13 protein-coding genes are annotated in these 16,555 nt (G+C 67.3%); 7 read left to right on the top strand and 6 right to left on the bottom strand.

From position 1 onward, the window contains the following. Positions 1 to 75 precede the first annotated feature (75 nt). Positions 76 to 1,500, top strand: coding sequence for an oxidoreductase (locus G6O54_RS07310; protein ID WP_165222435.1), 1,425 nt, complete (start codon positions 76 to 78; stop codon positions 1,498 to 1,500). Positions 1,501 to 1,809: 309 nt separating this feature from the next. Here the strand turns inward: G6O54_RS07310 and G6O54_RS07305 are convergent, their stop codons facing one another. From G6O54_RS07305 to G6O54_RS07295, 3 genes are all read right to left on the bottom strand, one after another. Continuing rightward, positions 1,810 to 2,322, bottom strand: a complete 513-nt coding sequence (locus tag G6O54_RS07305; RefSeq protein WP_165222432.1) for a hypothetical protein — start codon at positions 2,320 to 2,322, stop codon at positions 1,810 to 1,812. An 86-nt stretch (positions 2,323 to 2,408) separates the two neighbouring features. Then, complete coding sequence (locus G6O54_RS07300; protein ID WP_165222429.1) at positions 2,409 to 2,738, bottom strand: hypothetical protein; 330 nt, start codon at positions 2,736 to 2,738, stop codon at positions 2,409 to 2,411. Positions 2,739 to 3,115: 377 nt separating this feature from the next. After that, entirely contained in the window at positions 3,116 to 3,568 is a 453-nt protein-coding gene (locus tag G6O54_RS07295; protein ID WP_165222426.1) for a protein tyrosine phosphatase family protein, read from the bottom strand. A gap of 147 nt (positions 3,569 to 3,715) precedes the next feature. On the opposite strand from G6O54_RS07295, the gene G6O54_RS07290 reads away from it, so the two are divergent. The 3 genes from G6O54_RS07290 to G6O54_RS07280 are packed head-to-tail and all read left to right on the top strand — an operon-like array spanning position 3,716 to position 8,983. Then, positions 3,716 to 4,363 carry a TetR/AcrR family transcriptional regulator gene (locus G6O54_RS07290; protein WP_250846753.1) on the top strand — a complete coding sequence of 216 codons (648 nt, stop codon included), beginning with the start codon at positions 3,716 to 3,718 and terminating at the stop codon, positions 4,361 to 4,363. A gap of 4 nt (positions 4,364 to 4,367) precedes the next feature. Continuing rightward, on the top strand, positions 4,368 to 5,780 hold the full coding sequence (locus tag G6O54_RS07285) for an efflux RND transporter periplasmic adaptor subunit (protein WP_165222423.1): 1,413 nt from the start codon (positions 4,368 to 4,370) through the stop codon (positions 5,778 to 5,780). A gap of 38 nt (positions 5,781 to 5,818) precedes the next feature. Continuing rightward, on the top strand, positions 5,819 to 8,983 hold the full coding sequence (locus G6O54_RS07280; protein WP_165222420.1) for an efflux RND transporter permease subunit: 3,165 nt from the start codon (positions 5,819 to 5,821) through the stop codon (positions 8,981 to 8,983). A gap of 106 nt (positions 8,984 to 9,089) precedes the next feature. On the opposite strand, the gene G6O54_RS07275 is transcribed toward G6O54_RS07280, so the two are convergent. Then, positions 9,090 to 9,953 (bottom strand): hypothetical protein, encoded by an 864-nt coding sequence (locus tag G6O54_RS07275; protein WP_165222417.1) that lies wholly within the window; start codon positions 9,951 to 9,953, stop codon positions 9,090 to 9,092. Positions 9,954 to 10,474: 521 nt separating this feature from the next. On the opposite strand from G6O54_RS07275, the gene G6O54_RS07270 reads away from it, so the two are divergent. Beyond that, complete coding sequence (locus tag G6O54_RS07270) at positions 10,475 to 11,671, top strand: HEAT repeat domain-containing protein (protein WP_165222414.1); 1,197 nt, start codon at positions 10,475 to 10,477, stop codon at positions 11,669 to 11,671. A gap of 86 nt (positions 11,672 to 11,757) precedes the next feature. Here G6O54_RS07270 and G6O54_RS07265 read toward each other — a convergent pair whose 3' ends face one another. Continuing rightward, positions 11,758 to 12,795 (bottom strand): DUF1570 domain-containing protein, encoded by a 1,038-nt coding sequence (locus G6O54_RS07265; protein ID WP_165222411.1) that lies wholly within the window; start codon positions 12,793 to 12,795, stop codon positions 11,758 to 11,760. Between the two features lie 195 nt (positions 12,796 to 12,990). Between G6O54_RS07265 and G6O54_RS07260 the strand changes: the two genes are divergently transcribed. Next, entirely contained in the window at positions 12,991 to 13,632 is a 642-nt protein-coding gene (locus G6O54_RS07260; RefSeq protein ID WP_165222408.1) for an ECF-type sigma factor, read from the top strand. Next, positions 13,629 to 15,455 carry a serine/threonine-protein kinase gene (locus G6O54_RS07255; RefSeq protein ID WP_165222405.1) on the top strand — a complete coding sequence of 609 codons (1,827 nt, stop codon included), beginning with the start codon at positions 13,629 to 13,631 and terminating at the stop codon, positions 15,453 to 15,455. The genes G6O54_RS07260 and G6O54_RS07255 overlap by 4 nt, the downstream gene beginning before the upstream one ends. A gap of 2 nt (positions 15,456 to 15,457) precedes the next feature. Here G6O54_RS07255 and ribF read toward each other — a convergent pair whose 3' ends face one another. After that, the gene (gene ribF / locus G6O54_RS07250; RefSeq protein ID WP_250846752.1) at positions 15,458 to 16,456 is read right to left on the bottom strand and encodes a riboflavin biosynthesis protein RibF; all 999 of its coding nucleotides are present in this window, start codon (positions 16,454 to 16,456) and stop codon (positions 15,458 to 15,460) included. Positions 16,457 to 16,555 lie beyond the last annotated feature (99 nt).

Below are 16,555 nucleotides of genomic sequence, written 5' to 3'. Positions count from 1 at the left end.
GGTCCGGACTTGCGTCGCCACGCCTCGGCTGCAAGGATGGGCGATCGTCTACCCTCGAGTCCACGGTCTGATGCCATGTCACGCTATTTCAAATACAAGCACGCGAATGACCTGCTGGCGGATTCTCGAACCCTCGGGCTGGACGTCCGCCTCGATTCCGACCTGACGCCCCTCCTGGCTCCGGTCCGCGTGGGCGGTCGGATCCTCGGCAATCGATTGGCGATCCAGCCGATGGAAGGCTGCGATAGCGAGCCTGACGGCGCGCCGAGCGAGCTGACATTTCGCCGCTATCGCCGCTTCGGCGCCGGCGGGGCGAAGCTGATCTGGGGAGAGGCCTGCGCCGTGGTGCCCGAGGGGCGGGCCAATCCGCGTCAGCTCGTCATCAACGAGGCGACCGCCCCTGCCCTCGGACGGCTGCTCCGCGACTGTCGATCGGCCCACCGCGAGGCGATGGGGAAGGACGACGACCTTCTGGTCGGCCTCCAGCTCACCCACTCCGGGCGTTACTCGTACCCCCGGCCGATCCTCGCGCAGCATGACCCGCTGCTGGACCCGAGGACCATCCTCGATCGGGCGACGGGTGCGACGGTCACGACGGCCGATCCGCTGATCTCGGACGACGAGCTGGATCGGCTTCAGGACGCCTTCGTGGTCGCCGCCGGGCTCGCCTTCGGGATCGGGTTCGACTTCGTGGACCTCAAGCAGTGCCATCGCTACCTGCTCAACGAGCTCCTGGCCGCCAGAAGCCGTCAGGGGAAGTACGGCGGATCCTTCGAGAACCGGACACGATTCATCCGCGATCTGACATCGAGGCTCCGCGCCGAGTTTCCCCGGGCCATCCTGGCCTCGCGGATGAACATCTTCGACGGCATCCCCTACCAGAAGGGGCCGGACGGGACCGGAATCCCGGTCCCCCCGGGATCGCCCATGACCTCGTGCTGGGGAACGTCCGCGACCGATCCGCTGGAGGCCGACCTGAGCGAGCCGAAGGCGCTGATCGGGCTCTTGAAGGGGGCGGGCCTGGATCTCCTCAACGTCTCGATCGGGAATCCCTACGCCAGCCCGCACCTCGTCCGGCCCTTCGAGTACGCGCCTCCGGACGGCTATGAGACCCCGGAGCATCCGTTGATCGGCGTCGATCGCCATTTCCGCCTGACCGCGGAACTCCAGCGAGCCCATCCCGATGTCCCCATCGTCGGTTCCGGCTATAGCTGGCTCCAGTCGTTCGCCTTGCAGGCCGGCGCGGCCAACGTCCGCGACGGGATGGCGACGTTCGTGGGGATTGGCCGCGGCTCCCTCTCCCAGCCGGATTTCGGCCGTAAGGCCATCGAGGGGAAGCCGCTGGAGCCGAAGAAGATCTGCCGGACGTTCAGCTACTGCACGGCCCTGATGCGCTCCAAGCACAACGAGATGGGCCAGTTCCCGACCGGCTGCCCTCCGTTCGACAAGGAGGTCTACGGGCCGATCTGGGACGAGGCGAAGGGACCTGGGACGGGGTGAGATACTGACGAGGTTGGTCTTCGTGCATCTGTAGTGACGGCGACTCAAATTCTGGTAACGTGGCCGAAGCGTCAGGTAATCGCCAGGAGGCAACCATGCAGACAACGGACCTGTCCGAAGCCGCCCAGATTGTGCTGCGGAGCCGCATTGAATGCGGCAGTCGCGAAGTGACACCGGAGAATATCGAAGCCTACCGCGAACTGGCCCGTGCTGGAATCATGTACGCGGTCTCCGGCTTTCTCAGCGGACCGGAGTACCTGTTCCGCTGGACGGATCAAGGATGGGAACAGAGGTATGAGCTTTCAGGAGCTACCCGTCCCTCGCTCCTTTCCGCATCGCCCGGAGAATCTCGCGAGCGCCATCACTGATAGGCAGGTCCGTTTCCGGTGCATCCAGCACTGCAGCATCATGGTCACCACCCCTGCGCCACTCCATGTCCTCGTGGGCGATCAGGGCGTCCCAGCGGTCGCGTAGACGCGCCCTCGCCCAGACCTTGCCGGCACGAGTGCCGTACCTGGCAGTGACGTGCTCCGGGTTGAAGGAGCCGGCATCGAGATTGATCTGTCCCGCCTGGCTCACACCACCGCCGTCGCGCTCGTACGGGTTGAAAGCCGCATCTCGCAGGCCATGATCGTGATCATTCGAGCCGATTCGGTCGGAGGGTATTCCGAGCGCCTCCAGGTGGATCGCAGCCAGCCAGTCGAGTTGAGCGGCATTGCGAAGCGAGAAGTCCGCCGCATGCTCTGCCGGGTCGGCGGGGACGTGCTGGCCGAGCGGAAAGCCGACGGGCTTGCGGAAGAAACGACGGAAGGGGTTGCGCATCCGGGGGGTAATTCACGAGGAAGGGGAGCCTGAGCTTCGATGCCCCGATTCTGATCTTCGCATTCCGCTTGTCGACCTTCGAGAATCTACGTAGGAGTTGTTGGCTCGGAGAGGGCCTTTTCGAAGATCTGATTATAGTATCCGAGGTCAATCTCGGAGTGGCGTTTCTGTAGCGAATCGAAATCGGCCCAGAATCGCTCCTCATCGAAGCTGCGGAAATCCAGCGCCGAGAAGAGTGCAAGGTTGTGGACCCAATCGGCGATCTCCCCGGCACGGCGAACCCGCTGGATTGATCCGGACCACGCGAACGGATTCCAGAAGGGAAACCAGCTGGCGGAGAACCAGGCGACGTGCCTTACATCGAGCGTCGCCCAGTAGAGGAGGTAGCGATAGGCGTACTTGCGGTCTTCTCTCATGAAAGTCGCTTCTTCCAATTCGTGGCGAGCCCAGGCCAATTTACGGGGACGAAGACTGTCGCGAACTCCAGAACATCGGAGTCAGGCGTCAGCTTGCTGGCCACGCCAGGTGATGGTGAGCTCGGCTCGTAGCTCGGCGATCCCCGCGATGCAATCCGCCGCGATTTGGGATCGCAGTGATAGGGAAAGAAGGGACCGGACCGGTCGACAGTGAAGGCGGCCACGCCGCCTTCGGCTGCGGCGAGAATCTCCTGGCGATGTGGCAGGAGGATGGCCCGTGGCTGCCTCAGGCATTCGTCGACATCCTGGAAAACAACACTGCTTCTGGCCCGCGGCTCCACCGGGATTGCAGCGAGGCCCGGAATGACGATCCGGATTCACCCCTTCGGATTGAGGTAGTCCGCGACCAGGATCCGCAACGGTCCGTCCACGTTCAAACCCATGGCGGGCGCCTTCGCCAGGGCCTCGGCGGGCGACCACCCGTTGGCCCTGGCCTGCTGGATCAGAACCAGAGCCGCGGCGCGGGCCCCCTTGCGACAGTGCACCAGGACCTTGCCCCCATCCGCCGTGAGCCGGTCGATGAAGTCGCAGACGTCGGAGACACCCGGGTCCGCGAGCGGCCTCCCCCCCACGCCGTAATGGAGATATTCCATTCCGGAGGAGCGGACGTGCTCTCCTTCCGCCGAGGTGTTCAGCGGCTGTTCGGGCTCGCCGTCATGCCGCAGGTTCACAACCCCGACGAAACCCTCGTTCCTGCAATCCAGCAACTCCTCGGCGGATGGCTGGTCGGCGATCGTGATGGACGGTGTCACAGGATGCTTGACATTCATGGATGATCTCCTGAACTCCGAGGCCGTGCCCCAGAAAGCCCGGCCAGGACCTCGTCGAACGAACTCGATCTTGACGGATTTTCCCCGAGTCGGAAAGATACCTACCGGTCGGTAGGGTAGGACACCGAGTCTCAAGCGAGCCGATTCGTGATCGATGTTTTTGAACCCGACTCGGAAGGCGGTGACGCGACCCGGAGGCTGAATGCCCCCGCGGCGCGGCATCTGGCCATGGTGGCGGCCCGCCTGTTCGCGAGCCGGGGCTTCGATGCGACCTCGGTTCGCGAGATCGTCGAGGCGGCGGGCGTGGCCAAGCCCATGCTCTACTACTACTTCGGCAGCAAGGAGGGGCTGGCAAGGGCGATCGTGCTGGAGCCGCTCGGGGAGCTCGTGAACCAGATCCGCGGGATTGTGTCCGCGGAGGAGGACGCGGTTCGCTGCCTGGAGCGCGTGATCGAGGCCCATTACGCCTTTTTTCGCGAGGATCCGGATCGCTCGCGGTTCATCTACGCCCAGTTTTTCGGACCTCCGGGATCGCGCCCCGCGCTCGACATGGAATGCGAGAAGCACGACCTGAGCGGATTGACGGAGAGCGCGTGTCGCCGCCTGGTGGCCGACGGGATCGTGGCGACGGATCGGCTTGAATCGCTGAACGCGATGGTCCATGGCATGATCCTGGTCCCCACGCTGGGCTTCCTCTACAAGAACACGCCGCTCGGACGGGAGCTCGCGGGCTCGCTGGTCCGGCAGCTTCTTGCCGGCTTCGATCAGCGCCGGCCTTCCAACCCCACGGGATGATCCGATGAAACGATGGTTGTTGCTGGCGCCTGCTCCGTGTCTCGTGCTGGCCCTGGCGGTTAGCTCCGGGTGCTCGCACGCGGGGGCGGAGGCCTCCGGGAAGGTCCGGCCCGCGGTCCGGACCATCCCGGTGACCGTGGCGCCCCTGGAGCGGCGGACGGTCGAGCGTTCCGTCGAGGTGGTCGGCTCGCTCCGCGGCTGGGAGCAGGTCACGGTCGGGGCCAAGCGGGCCGGCCGGGTCGTGAAGGTGGCCCACGACATGGGGGATCGGGTCAAGCCCGGAGAGCCGCTGATCGAGCTGGATCCGGTCGACGCCAAGCTCGCCTACGACCTGGCCCAGTCCAAGTACCTGGCCGAGCTGATGAAGCTGGGGATCACGGAGAGCCGGGCCGACGAGTTCGTCAAGCAGTACGGGGTCACGGAGGAATTGCTCCGCGGCAAGCATGCTGAGGAAGCCATCGACCGCGTCCCGGCGGTGATCCAGATCCAGGTCGCCCGCGACCGGGCCCTCCATAACCTGAACCGCCAGCGCAACCTGAGCAAGAAGGGGGCGAGCACGGCCCAGGAGATGGAGGACGCGGAGAACGAGTATCTCTCGCAGATCGCGGCGCTGGACAACGCCCGGTTCACCGCCAGGAACGTCATCGCCATGGCGGTCGGGAACCGGGTCGCCCGCGACCAGGCCTCGCAGACGCTGATGGACATGATGGTCCGGGTCCCGGCGCTCGAGGTCCCTCCCCCGGGCTCCAGCCAGGCGGACAAGGTCGTCTACGCGATCACCAGGCGGTCGGTCTCCGAGGGCCAGATGGTCAAGGAGGGCGAGACCGTCTGCGAGCTGGTGATCGAGGATCCCCTCCGACTCTGGACGAGCGTCCCGGAGCGGTACGCGGACGAGGTCCGGGTCGGCCAGCCGGTCCGGCTGACGGTCGCCGCCAATGCGTCGATGACGTTCACCGGCAAGGTCGTCCGGATCAACCCGTCGGTCGACCCGACGAGCCGCACCTTCCAGGTGGAGACGCTGGTGCCGAACGAGCGGAGGCTGCTCAGGCCCGGCGGTTTCGCCAAGGCCACCATCATCACCGAGAGCCAGGCGAAGGCCGCCGTCGTCCCAATCGAGTCGATCGTGCGGTTCGCGGGCGTGACCAAGATCCTTGTCATCGAGAACGGCGTGGCGCGGGCGATCAACGACATCGTGACCGGCGCGGAGGGCCAGGGCTGGGTCGAGATTTCCGGCAAGGGCGTGCCCGACAAGGCCGACGTCGTGGTCACCGGCCAGTCGCAGCTCGCCGACGGCACCCCCGTCCTCATCCGCACGCCCGAGCCGCCGACGCCGCCGGGCAGCCATCCCCCGGCGGAGGCCGAGTCGAAGTCCCCCACAGGGGCCTCGCCGACTCCCGCCAAGGCAGAGGCCCACTGAGTTCCCCTTCGGATCCCGCGTTCGATATCGAGAGAACCATGTCGATCTCCGACCTCTGCATCAATCGCCCGGTCTTCACCTGGGTGCTCGTGGTGATCCCCGTCGTGATGGGGATCGTCTCCTACAACGAGCTCGGCGTGGACCTCTTCCCGAACGTGGACTTCCCGGTCTGCACGGTCACCACCGTGCTCCCCGGCGCCAGCGTCGAGGAGATGGAGACCACGGTGACCAAGCCGATCGAGGACATCATCAACACGGTCTCCGGGATCGACGAGCTCCGCTCGATCACCCAGGAGGGCGTCTCGATCGTCACCGTGCAGTTCCTGCTCTCGAAGAATGGCGACGTCGGGACCCAGGAGGTCCGGGACAAGGTCAACACGATCCTGGCCGACCTGCCCGACGGCACGGATCCGCCGATCATCGACAAGTTCGACACCGGGTCGATGCCCGTGATGACGATCGCCGTCTCCGGCCGGCGCGACTTCCGCGAGGTGACGGAGATCGCCCGCAAGCAGATCAAGGAGCGGCTCGAGACCGTCCCGGGAGTCGGGGCCATCACCCTCGTCGGCGGCCGGACGCGGGCCATGAACGTGGTCGTCGACACCGACCGCCTGGCCGGCTACAACCTCTCCGTGGACGACGTCCGCCAGGCGCTCGTCCGCCAGAACCTGGAGGTCCCGGGCGGCCGCGTGGACCAGGGGCCGCGGGAGCTCGTCCTCCGGACGCTGGGCCGGCTCAAGACCGAGCGCGAGTTCAACGACCTGATCATCGCCAACCGGAACGGCTACCCGATCCGCGTCCGCGACATCGGCCGGGCGATGGACTCGAACGAGGAGCCGCGGACCCTCGCCCGCCTCGACGGAGACGGCGCGGTCAGCCTGGTGGTCCAGAAGCAGTCCGGCGTCAACACGGTGAAGGTGGTGGAGGACCTCAAGAAGCGGCTCGAGCAGCTCCGCGCCGCGCTGCCGCAGGACATCTCCACGGAGGTCATCCGCGATCAGTCCCGGTTCATCAAGAAGTCGATCGAGGAGGTCAAGTTCCACCTCATGCTGGCCGCGGTCCTGGTCTCGGCCACGATCCTCCTGTTCATCCGCGACTGGCGGACCACCCTGATCGCCACCATGGCCATCCCGACGTCGATTATCCCCACCTTCATGTTCATGAGGTACATGGGATTCACGCTCAACAACATCACCATGCTGGGCCTGATCCTGGCCATCGGGATCGTGATCGACGACGCGGTGGTCGTGCACGAGAACATCTTCCGGCACATGGAAGAGGACGGCATGGATGGCATGGAGGCGTCGCGCAAGGGGACGCGAGAGATCGCCCTGGCGGTGCTGGCGACGAGCCTGTCGCTGATCGTCATCTTCCTGCCGATCGCCTTCATGGGGGGGATCGTCGGCCGCTTCTTCTCGAGCTTCGGCCTGACCGTCGCCTTCGCGGTGGCGATGAGCCTGTTCGTCTCGTTCACGCTCACGCCGATGCTCTGCAGCCGGTTCCTCAAGCTCGAGCACGCCGGGGATGGCCGGCACCACGCGGCCAAGTCCAAGTCCGGATTCATCTGGCGGATCATCGACGGGAGTTACGGGCTGGTCCTCCGGGGTTCGCTCCGATTCAAGTTCCTGGTCGTCCTGATGACCATCGGGGTGATCGCCAGCACGATCCCGATCGGCAGGGCGATGGGCCTGTCGCTCATCCCCCGCGACGACCAGAGCGAGTACGAGATCTCGGTCACCACGCCGGAGGGATACAGCCTGGATCGGACCTCGAAGCTGCTGACGGAGCTCGAGGGGCGGATCTGGAAGCTGAAGGGGACTCGGCACGTCTTCACGAGCGTCGGCCAGACCGAGGGGGGCCGGACGGTCAAGGGTGAGGGGGACGTCACACGGGGGTCGATCTACGTCCGGATGGAGGAGCTGGAGGAGCGGAGCTACTCCCAGTTCGCCATCCAGCAGGAGGCTCGCCGGTTGCTGGAGGATTACCCGGACCTGCGGGTCAGCGTCAACGACGTCTCCGCGTTCCAGGGGGGGAGGCGGTCCCAGACCTTCCAGGTGAACCTGGCCGGGCCGGACCTCAACGAGCTGGCCACGTTCGGCGACCGCCTGATCGGCGAGCTGAGGAAGGATGGCGGCATCCTCGACCTGGACACGACCATGTCGCTCCGCAAGCCCGAGGTGCAGGTCCTGGTGGACCGCGAGGCCGCCAGCGACCTGGGGGTCCCGGTCGGCACCGTCGCCGATACGCTGCGGGTTCTGGTGGGCGGCCTGCCGATCTCCAAATTCCGCGACGGCGACGAGCAGTACGACGTGTGGCTGCGGGCCGACGCGAAGGAACGGGCGAGCTCCCAGGACCTCTACAAGCTCACGCTCCCCTCCCCCACGGTCGGCCTCGTGAAGCTCGCCAGCCTGGCCAGGCTCAACGAGAGCCGCGGGCCCTCGGAGATCGAGCGCCTGGGCCGGGAGCGGATCGTCACGGTGCTCGGCAACCCGGAGGGCATCCCGCTCGGCGAGGCCATCTCCCGGGCCGAGGCGATCCTCAAGGGGATGAACCTCCCGCCGCAATATTCCTACGTGTTCACGGGCCAGGCGAAGACGCTGGGCGAGACGGGCTACTACTTCATGATCGCCTTCGCGCTGTCCATCACGTTCATGTACCTGATCCTGGCGGCCCAGTTCGAGTCCTGGATGCAGCCCATCGCGATCCTGATGGCGCTCCCGGTCACGATCCCGTTCGGGATGCTCTCCCTGGTCCTCTGGCGGACGCCGATGGACCTCTACGCGATGTTCGGCCTGTTCATGCTGGTGGGGATCGTGAAGAAGAACGGCATCCTCCAGGTGGACGCCACGAATCAGCTCAGGGCCCGAGGCCAGTCGCGGAACGAGGCGATCATCGAGGCCAATCACACGCGGCTGCGACCGATCCTGATGACCACGGTCATGCTGGTGGCGGCCATGGTGCCGATCGCCTTCGGCCAGGGGCCCGGCTCGGGCGCCCGGGCCAGCATGGCCAAGGTGATCATCGGCGGCCAGATGCTCTCGCTCATCCTGGCCCTGCTGGTGACCCCGGTCTTCTACGCGCTGCTCGACATGGTGGTGAACCTCTCGCGGCGGCTCGGGATTCGCTTCTCCGTGGAGAGCCATCACCCGGCCGGGACGTCGAGGGATGTCCCGACGCCCGGCGTCGTGGCGGAGCCTGCGTAGTGCCGCGCCCGGTCACGACCTGATCATCGGGGTGGCTACAGGAAAGGCAAGGATGCCTGTCCTCCGGGAGACGGGGGGCAGGCATTCCCGATTGCCCCAAATCGCACTACCGCCTTCGCGTCTCCGCCCCGGCATTGCCGGCATTGGCCATGACGACCGGCCTACCCGGCGAGGCGTTGGGCCGTCGGTCCTGGGCCACGATCTCGCGGAATCGCCCTCGCGTCGACTCGTCGAGCGAAGGCTGGGCGGAGGCCACGTCGATGGCCCAGTTCGGATAGGTGACGACCAGCCGGCTCATCAGGGAGATGAACTGGCCCGCCTCGTCCACCTGGTCGGCCAGGATCCGCTCGACCACGGGGCGTAGGGTGCGGGCCAGGGTCTTCCATCCCTTGGTGTCGACCTTCACGAAGACCTCGACGTTGTGCTGGATGTACGGCTGCTTGTTGACTTCCTTGTAGTAGCCCGTGCGGACGATCAGGAGGACTCGCGCGTCGATCCGGGCGTTGCTCTTGGGGCCGGAGTAATTCAGGTAGGCGAGCATCACGTGGAGCTTCGGGGTGCGAAGCAGGAAGTCCCAGGTGGCCGTGGTCCCCGCGCCGTCCTCGCCCTGGAATCGGTCGGCGGAGATCCGCCGGAGCTGCACGGGAGAGTTGGCCAGGTCCTTCCAGAGGGCCAGCGTGAGCATCGGCTCATCGACGAGGCTCAGGTAGAGCCCGGACGAGCAGGGGAAGGACTCGGGCTCCCCCTGGCGGTGGAACGTGTGATCGCGGATCACCTCGCTCACATTCTCGCGGGACTCGGCGGGCAACTGGTCCAGCGGGACGACCTGGGCGGGATCGAGCCGCCTGCCGATCCCGCCGCGCGCGGTCGAGCCCGGGCCGACCAGCGCGATCGCGACCGCGACCGCCCCCATCGCCAGCCCAAGCCGCCGTCCTGCTCGCCCGGGCGGGCAAACGTATGTTCCGATCATGGACGTCTCCGTCGTCGCGCAGATGCGCCAGGGCTTGCGACCGGAGACTCCTCTCTCGCGGCCGCGGCCTCCTCGTGCCCACCCTCTTAAGATCGGACGAATGGCCGCTTCTCCTGACTCCCCTTTCCGACGGGAGGGGCGGAATTCGCCGTCGGGGAAAGGAGGTCAATTTCGGAATGGGGGCAATCCGGGTAGAGGGAGGTCCGGGCGACCTCGCAACCGCGTCGGGGAGGCCGCGGCGTGTCGGCCGTCCCGCCGGGAAACTTGAATGTGTTCTCGAAATGCCCTTGTCGGATTCGGTCGAACGACTAAGATCGCCGGCCAATGGACTGGGCGCCGGCTCCTCGCCGGGCCGCCACCCGTTCGCGAGGGCGAGGCGACTCGAACGAGCCTCGATGGCTCGCGGCCGGGGTGGCTGGATACCGCCGAGGGCATGGGGCCGACGAATCAGGTCGGATTGGCCCCGCGGGCGCGATGGGAATACGGCAGGACACGGATCCGGTCTTCGCAGGGAGGCAACCATGCCAGAGCGACGTCGGGCGGGCCTTTGGATTGGTGGAGTCGTCGTCGGTGCGGCGGTGGCCGCGACCGCGTATTTCGGGCTTTACACCGCCCGCCGCGAGGCGTCGCCGGCGGTGGCCGTCGCGGCCGGGACCTCGACGGATGCGGCCTCGCTGACGTCGCTGGCGGAGGGGCTGCGGAACAGCGATCCGGCGGTCCTCGGGGTCGTCCAGGAGCGCTCGGTGCCGCGGCCGAATGTGCCCCGCAAGGCCATCAGCGACCAGGAAGCAGCGGAGTGGCTGAAGGTGCTGGACGGCCTCCGCGCCGGCTTCGACAAGTTCTCGCCCCCCGCCCGGGCGACCGCGGCCCTGGTTGCCGGGAACGTCCTGGAGAAGTTTGCGGTCGAGACCGCCCCCCGGTCCTGGATCCAGGCGCTCCCCCCGGTCCACGAGATCCTCTCGGCCAGCCTGGCCGATCCGGAGAGCAACGTCCGGTACATCGCCCTGGGGGAGCTGAGCAAGCTCTGGGTCTGGCTGCCCGGCTGTTCCCTCGCGGAGGCGGAGGAGGATGAGCTGGCGGCGTGGAAGCAGGGGCTGCACGCCCCCGTCCTTCGCTGCCTGGCGGGGTCGGACCTGCGATCCCGGATCGGCGCCATCGCCTGCCTGGGACTCCTGCCCAGGGACATCCTGGCCGCACCGGCCATCCCCTACCTCGAGGACAAGGACAGCGTGGACGTTCGTCGTCAGACGCTGGTCTCCTTCGCGCATCGGCCCGCCCTCCTGACCGAGGACCTGCTCCTCAAGCGGCTCCACGACGAGGACGAGACGATCCGCGAGACCGTGATGGTCATGCTCAAGGCCCGCGGCCTCAATCAGGAACAGATCCACCTCGGGAGCCTGATGGTCAGCCCCCTGCCCCAGCAGCGTGCGTCGGTCATCAACCTGATCAAGGGACGCACCGACATCGACCCCCTCGTCTGGCTGATGCAGCTCTCGCACGACGCCGACGAATCGGTCCGGGTGCAATCGGTGTCCGCCCTGGCCGCTCAGTCTCCTCCGACCATCCCGATCAAGCGTCGGCTCGCGGAGATGGCCCGGCAGGATCAATCGAAGTCGGTCCGGGATGCGGCCAGCAAGTTCGTCCCGGACGTCAACGAGACCACCGCCGCCCTGCCGCCGCTGCCGGGATCGCCCAGCCTCAATCCCAAGGCGAACTGAGGCCGGAGGACGCAACGAAGCCGGAATTCTCGGGCGGGGCCGGATGCATGCTGAGCATCCGGCCTCGCTTGCTTTGTGAATTCGATTCAGCGGACGGACATCTGGAGCTTCACCTGGTAACGCCTCAGCTCCTGATCGATGACATCCAGGTCCCCCAATGTCGCGGCGGCGTCGTCGAGCCGTCGGCTCGGATCCTCCCGCGTCGCGATGGCCCGGAGGAAGTTGCGGAACCGCGGCACGGCGGCCGGATCCTTGAGCAAGTAGTGGACGAGCAGCCAGCTCTCGGCGTACCCGAGGAAGACCCGGTCTGAGCGGCCGACGCGGAGGACGGTGTCGTCCGCGAGCAGGGTCCGGAGCGGAATCCAGGGGATCCGCCGCTGGATCTTGGCGAGGTCGTCCAGCCGCTTCAGATTGAGCCGTCCCAGGTCGCTCGGCCCGTCCGTCTTGCGGGCCTCGCCGTAGGCCCCGAGTCCCTCGACGATGGCCAGCGGGATGTCCTTGCCGCGTTGGAGGAGCCCGGTGTTGAAGCTGAGCTGGTGGGTCCCCTCGTGGGAGAGCGTCTCCGCGTTGCGGTGGCCGGAGCGGGCCATCATGGGGACGCTCCGCCAGTCGAAGACGTGAAGCAGGTTCGTCGACGGCTCATAGACGCCGGCCGGCTGGACCGGATGCCCCTGGGCGGCCGCGTCCAGCAAGGAGGGCAGGTTGAAGAATTTCCCGAAGGATCGGTCGTCCCGATAGACGACGACCAGGAGCGGCTTTTCCGGCAGGCGGAGATCGAACTTGCGGGAGCGGAAATGGCCCATGAAGTCCACCGCGATCTGCTCGCAATCGTCGACGATCACCTTCATGAAGGCCGGCGGGGCGTCTCCGATCGCGACATAATGGGGGGAACGGGCCGTGACGATCGGACCGAGGCCCAGCTTCTCGAGCCGTCGGCGGATGGCGGCCTCATCGAGATCGCCGGGCTTCTCCGGCTCGCGATCGTCCTGCCGCGCCGCGGGCGGCTGTGCCGCCGCCGAGGCCATGGGCATGCACGTCCCGCAGCCCAGCGCCAACCATCTCAGGACGTCGCGCCGCGAAGGCGCGTCGGTCCCCGTCGTTTCGAGGCCGCGGTTCGGGCTCATTCTCTTCCTCCTCGCCCGAGCGGCGTGCCCGGGCTGCGGTTTCCGTTTCAAGCATAGCGGCGTCTGCCGTGACCGGAAACCGGACTTACCAAGCTGCATCCGGGTGGCGACGACATGCTAGGATAATGTACTCGCACCGTCGCTCGCGGCCGGGGTGCCGTGTGCGGCGTGGCGTCACTCGATGAGGCGGGGCTGATGGACGAGCAGGTTGGATCCGTCACCCACTGGTTGGGGGATCTCAGGGGGGGAGACCTGGCCGCGGCCCAGCCGCTCTGGGAGCGCTATTTCGGGAAGCTCGTCACCCTGGCCCGGGCCAAGCTCACCCGCCAGCGGCATCCTCGGGCGGAGGCCGACGAGGAGGATGCGGCCCTGAGCGCGTTCAACAGCTTCTGCGCCGGAGTCGCCGACGGCCGGTTCCCGCAGCTCGCCGATCGGGAGGACCTCTGGAAGATCCTCATGACGATCACCGTGCGCAAGTCCTACGCCCAGGTCCAGAGGCAGCGGCGGCTGAAGCGAGGAGGCGGGAAGGTCGTGGAGGAGGCCGCACTCCGCGGTCCGGGTGGCGACGGCGCGGAGGGGGGCTTGCCGGCCGGAGGGCTGGACCTCCTCGCGGGCGAGGGGCCCTCGCCGGAGCTGGCGGCGATGGTCGCCGAGGAATGCGCGCGGTTGCTCGATGTGCTCGAGGATGACGGCCTCCGCGAGGTGGCCATCCGTCGCATGGAAGGCTATACATCCGACGAGATCGCCTCCCAGCTCGGATGCGCCCGCCGCACGGTCGCCCGCCGGCTGGACCTGATCCGGAAGACATGGCTGGCTGATGCCGAGGTGCACGAATGAGCCGGCCGAAATCCGTCGTCGATCGGGCGGCGGAGCTGGCCCGCGCGACCCGGATCCACGAGTCCTGCGAGCGGTTCGAGGCCGCCTGGCGGTCCCTCGAGGAGCCCTCGATCGAGCAGGAACTCGGCCGCTCCCGGGACGAGGATGTCCGCGACCTTCTCGTCGAGCTCCTGACGCTGGAGATCGAGCTCCGGCGTGAGGTCGGCCAGGCCGTGGACCTCGGGGCTTACCTCCAGCGGTTCCCGGGTCGGGAATCCGCCGTGCGGGAGGCCTTCCGCCTGTCGCAGGGCGTTTCCCCGGCGCTCCTGCCGAGCGATCCCCTGGGCATGAAGACCGTGAACGTGGCGGAGACTCCGGCCTTCGCGCTACCCCCATCGAGCCGCGGCGATCGGTCCGTCCGCCCCGGGGAGGATCGGATCGGGGATTACATCCTCCTCGAGGAGATCGCCCGGGGCGGGATGGGGATCGTCTACAAGGCCCGGCATGAGAGCCTGAAGCGGACCGTCGCCCTCAAGATGATCCTGGCGGGGGCGATGGCGACCCCGTCGGAGCGGGCCCGATTCCGGCGGGAGGCGGAGCTGGCGGCCAATCTCGACCATCCCCACATCGTGCCAATCTACGAGGTTCGGGATCAGGGCGGCATCCTCTACTTCACCATGAGGCTGATGGGGGGCGGCAGCCTGGCTCAGCGGGTCGCCGACTACCGCCAGGACCCGGCGGCCGTGGCGCGGCTCCTCGGGCTGTTGGCCAGGGCCGTCCAGCACGCCCACGAACGGGGACTCTTCCACTGCGACCTCAAGCCGTCGAACATCCTCCTGGACGCCGAAGGCCAGCCTCAGATCTCGGACTTCGGCCTGGCCAGGATGTCCAGCCAGGAAAGCTCCCTCACCGCCAGCGGTGCCGTGCTGGGCTCACCGAGCTACATGGCACCGGAGCAGGCGTCGGGGCACCGCGCCTCGATCGGGCCGGCGACCGACGTGTACGGGCTGGGAGCGATCCTCTACGAGCTCCTCACCGGGCGGCCGCCCTTCCGCACGCCGACCGTCATGGAGACCATCGTCCAGGTCCTGGAGCGCGACCCCGTGCCCCCGCGCGAGCTATCCCCGGCCGTGCCCCGGCAGCTCGAGCTGATCTGCCTGAAGTGCCTGGAGAAGCTGCCGGAGGATCGCTATTCGTCCGCCACCGAGCTGGCCGCTGATCTGGATCGATTCCTCGACGGCGAGGCGAGCGAGGCCACCGGCATCCTGCATCGACTCCGCCGATGGACCCGCCGCGAACCGGAGGTCGTCTCCAGGGTCGGAGGCCTTTCGGTGATCTTCGCGCTCACCGAGTTCAATCGCCAGTTCCTCTCCTCCTCGTCGAACGTCACGCTCCACTGGAAGATCCAGGCGACCCTGCTGGCCTGGGCCGCGTCCGCGGTCTTCTTCCAGCTCCTGGCGCGTCGGGGCTGGCGATCCGACCGTGTCCGGCAACTCTGGGCGTCCGCCGACATCATCTGCCTCACGGCCTGCCTGTTGCTGCTGGGGAAGTCCGACAGCACCCTGCTGATCGGCTACCCCCTGATGATCGCGGCGTCGGGGCTCTGGTTCCGACCGGGACTCGTCTGGTTCACGACCATCATGTCCGCGGTGGCCTACCTCGTCTTGTTCTGCGCACTTACGATCGACTGGTCCATGCCGCTGGTGACCTGGACCCGCGACGATCTCCAGTACCCCAACATCTACGTCGCCGCGCTCGGCCTGACGGGCTATGTCGTCGTCCGCCAGATCAGAAGGATCATGGCCCTGGGGCGATACTACGAACACCACCAGCCGGGGGGCTAGTATCAGTCGGGGCTCGCGATCGAGGACCCTGCGATCTCACTCGCACGCGCAATGTCTTCGCGGATCTGCCCGATCAGCTCTTCCACGCTGGAAAACGGACGCGTGGCGCGGAGCCTCGCCAGGAATTCGAGCTCGACGGCCCGGCCGTAGAGGTCTCCCGTGAAGCCGATGAGATGGGCCTCGACCTTGCGCGCCTGCTCGCCGAATGTCGGATTCGGTCCGATGTTGCAGGCGGCCGGCCAGATGGAGGAGGGCGAATCCGCCCTGTCGTTCACGATGTGGACCCGCGCCGCGTACACGCCGTCGAGGGGGATCAGGGTATCGATCTCGTCGATGTTGATCGTCGGGATCCCGATCCCGCGGCCCCGGCCGGCTCCGTGAGTGACGATGCCGCGTATCCGGTGCGGCCGGGAGAGGAGCCGTGCGGCCTCCTCGACATGACCGCGGTGGAGCTCATCGCGGATCCGCGACGAGGAGATCAGGACGCCGCCGTCTCGGAGGGGATCCGCCACCTCGAATTCGAGGCCGTCCTCGGCGCACCAATCGGCGAGGATTTCGACCGTCCCCCGGCGGTCGTGACCGAATGCGAAATTCGGCCCCTCCACCATCCCCTTCGCGCGGAGCAGCCCGCGGATCACTCGGTCGTAGAAATCGCGGGCGGAAAGGTCCAGGAGCCAGCGCCCCGTGCGGAAGACGGCCACGCTCGAAGCGCCCGCCGCGAGCAGCAACTCCACCTCTCGCTCGGGCCAGACGAGCGGGACCGGGGCGGCCTCGGGCCTCAGGAGCGCGGCCGGATGCGGGTCGAACGTGATGGCCATGGCCGGCACGCCGGCCGCCTCGGCCGCGGCCCGCAGCCGCCCGATCAATCGCTGGTGCCCGCGATGCACCCCGTCGAAGTTGCCGACCGTCACCATCGCTCCGCGGGCCGCAGGCGGGAAGTCAAGCAGGTTCTCAATCGCGATCACGAACTCACACCCCGCGCGGCCGGTCTGCAGCATCATGGTCGTCTTGCCGGTCTGACCGTTGCCCGGCCCGCTCATTATCGCTAGGTTGCAAGAGGCCGGTCAATCCTCCGAGCCCGGGCACCGGGCGACGGCCGG

Origin of the sequence: Aquisphaera insulae (genome assembly GCF_011064615.1) — a bacterium.
Classification (GTDB): Bacteria; Planctomycetota; Planctomycetia; order Isosphaerales; family Isosphaeraceae; genus Aquisphaera; species Aquisphaera insulae.
Note: the sequence above shows the minus strand (reverse complement) of the source record. Positions and strands in the feature narration are given on the sequence as shown.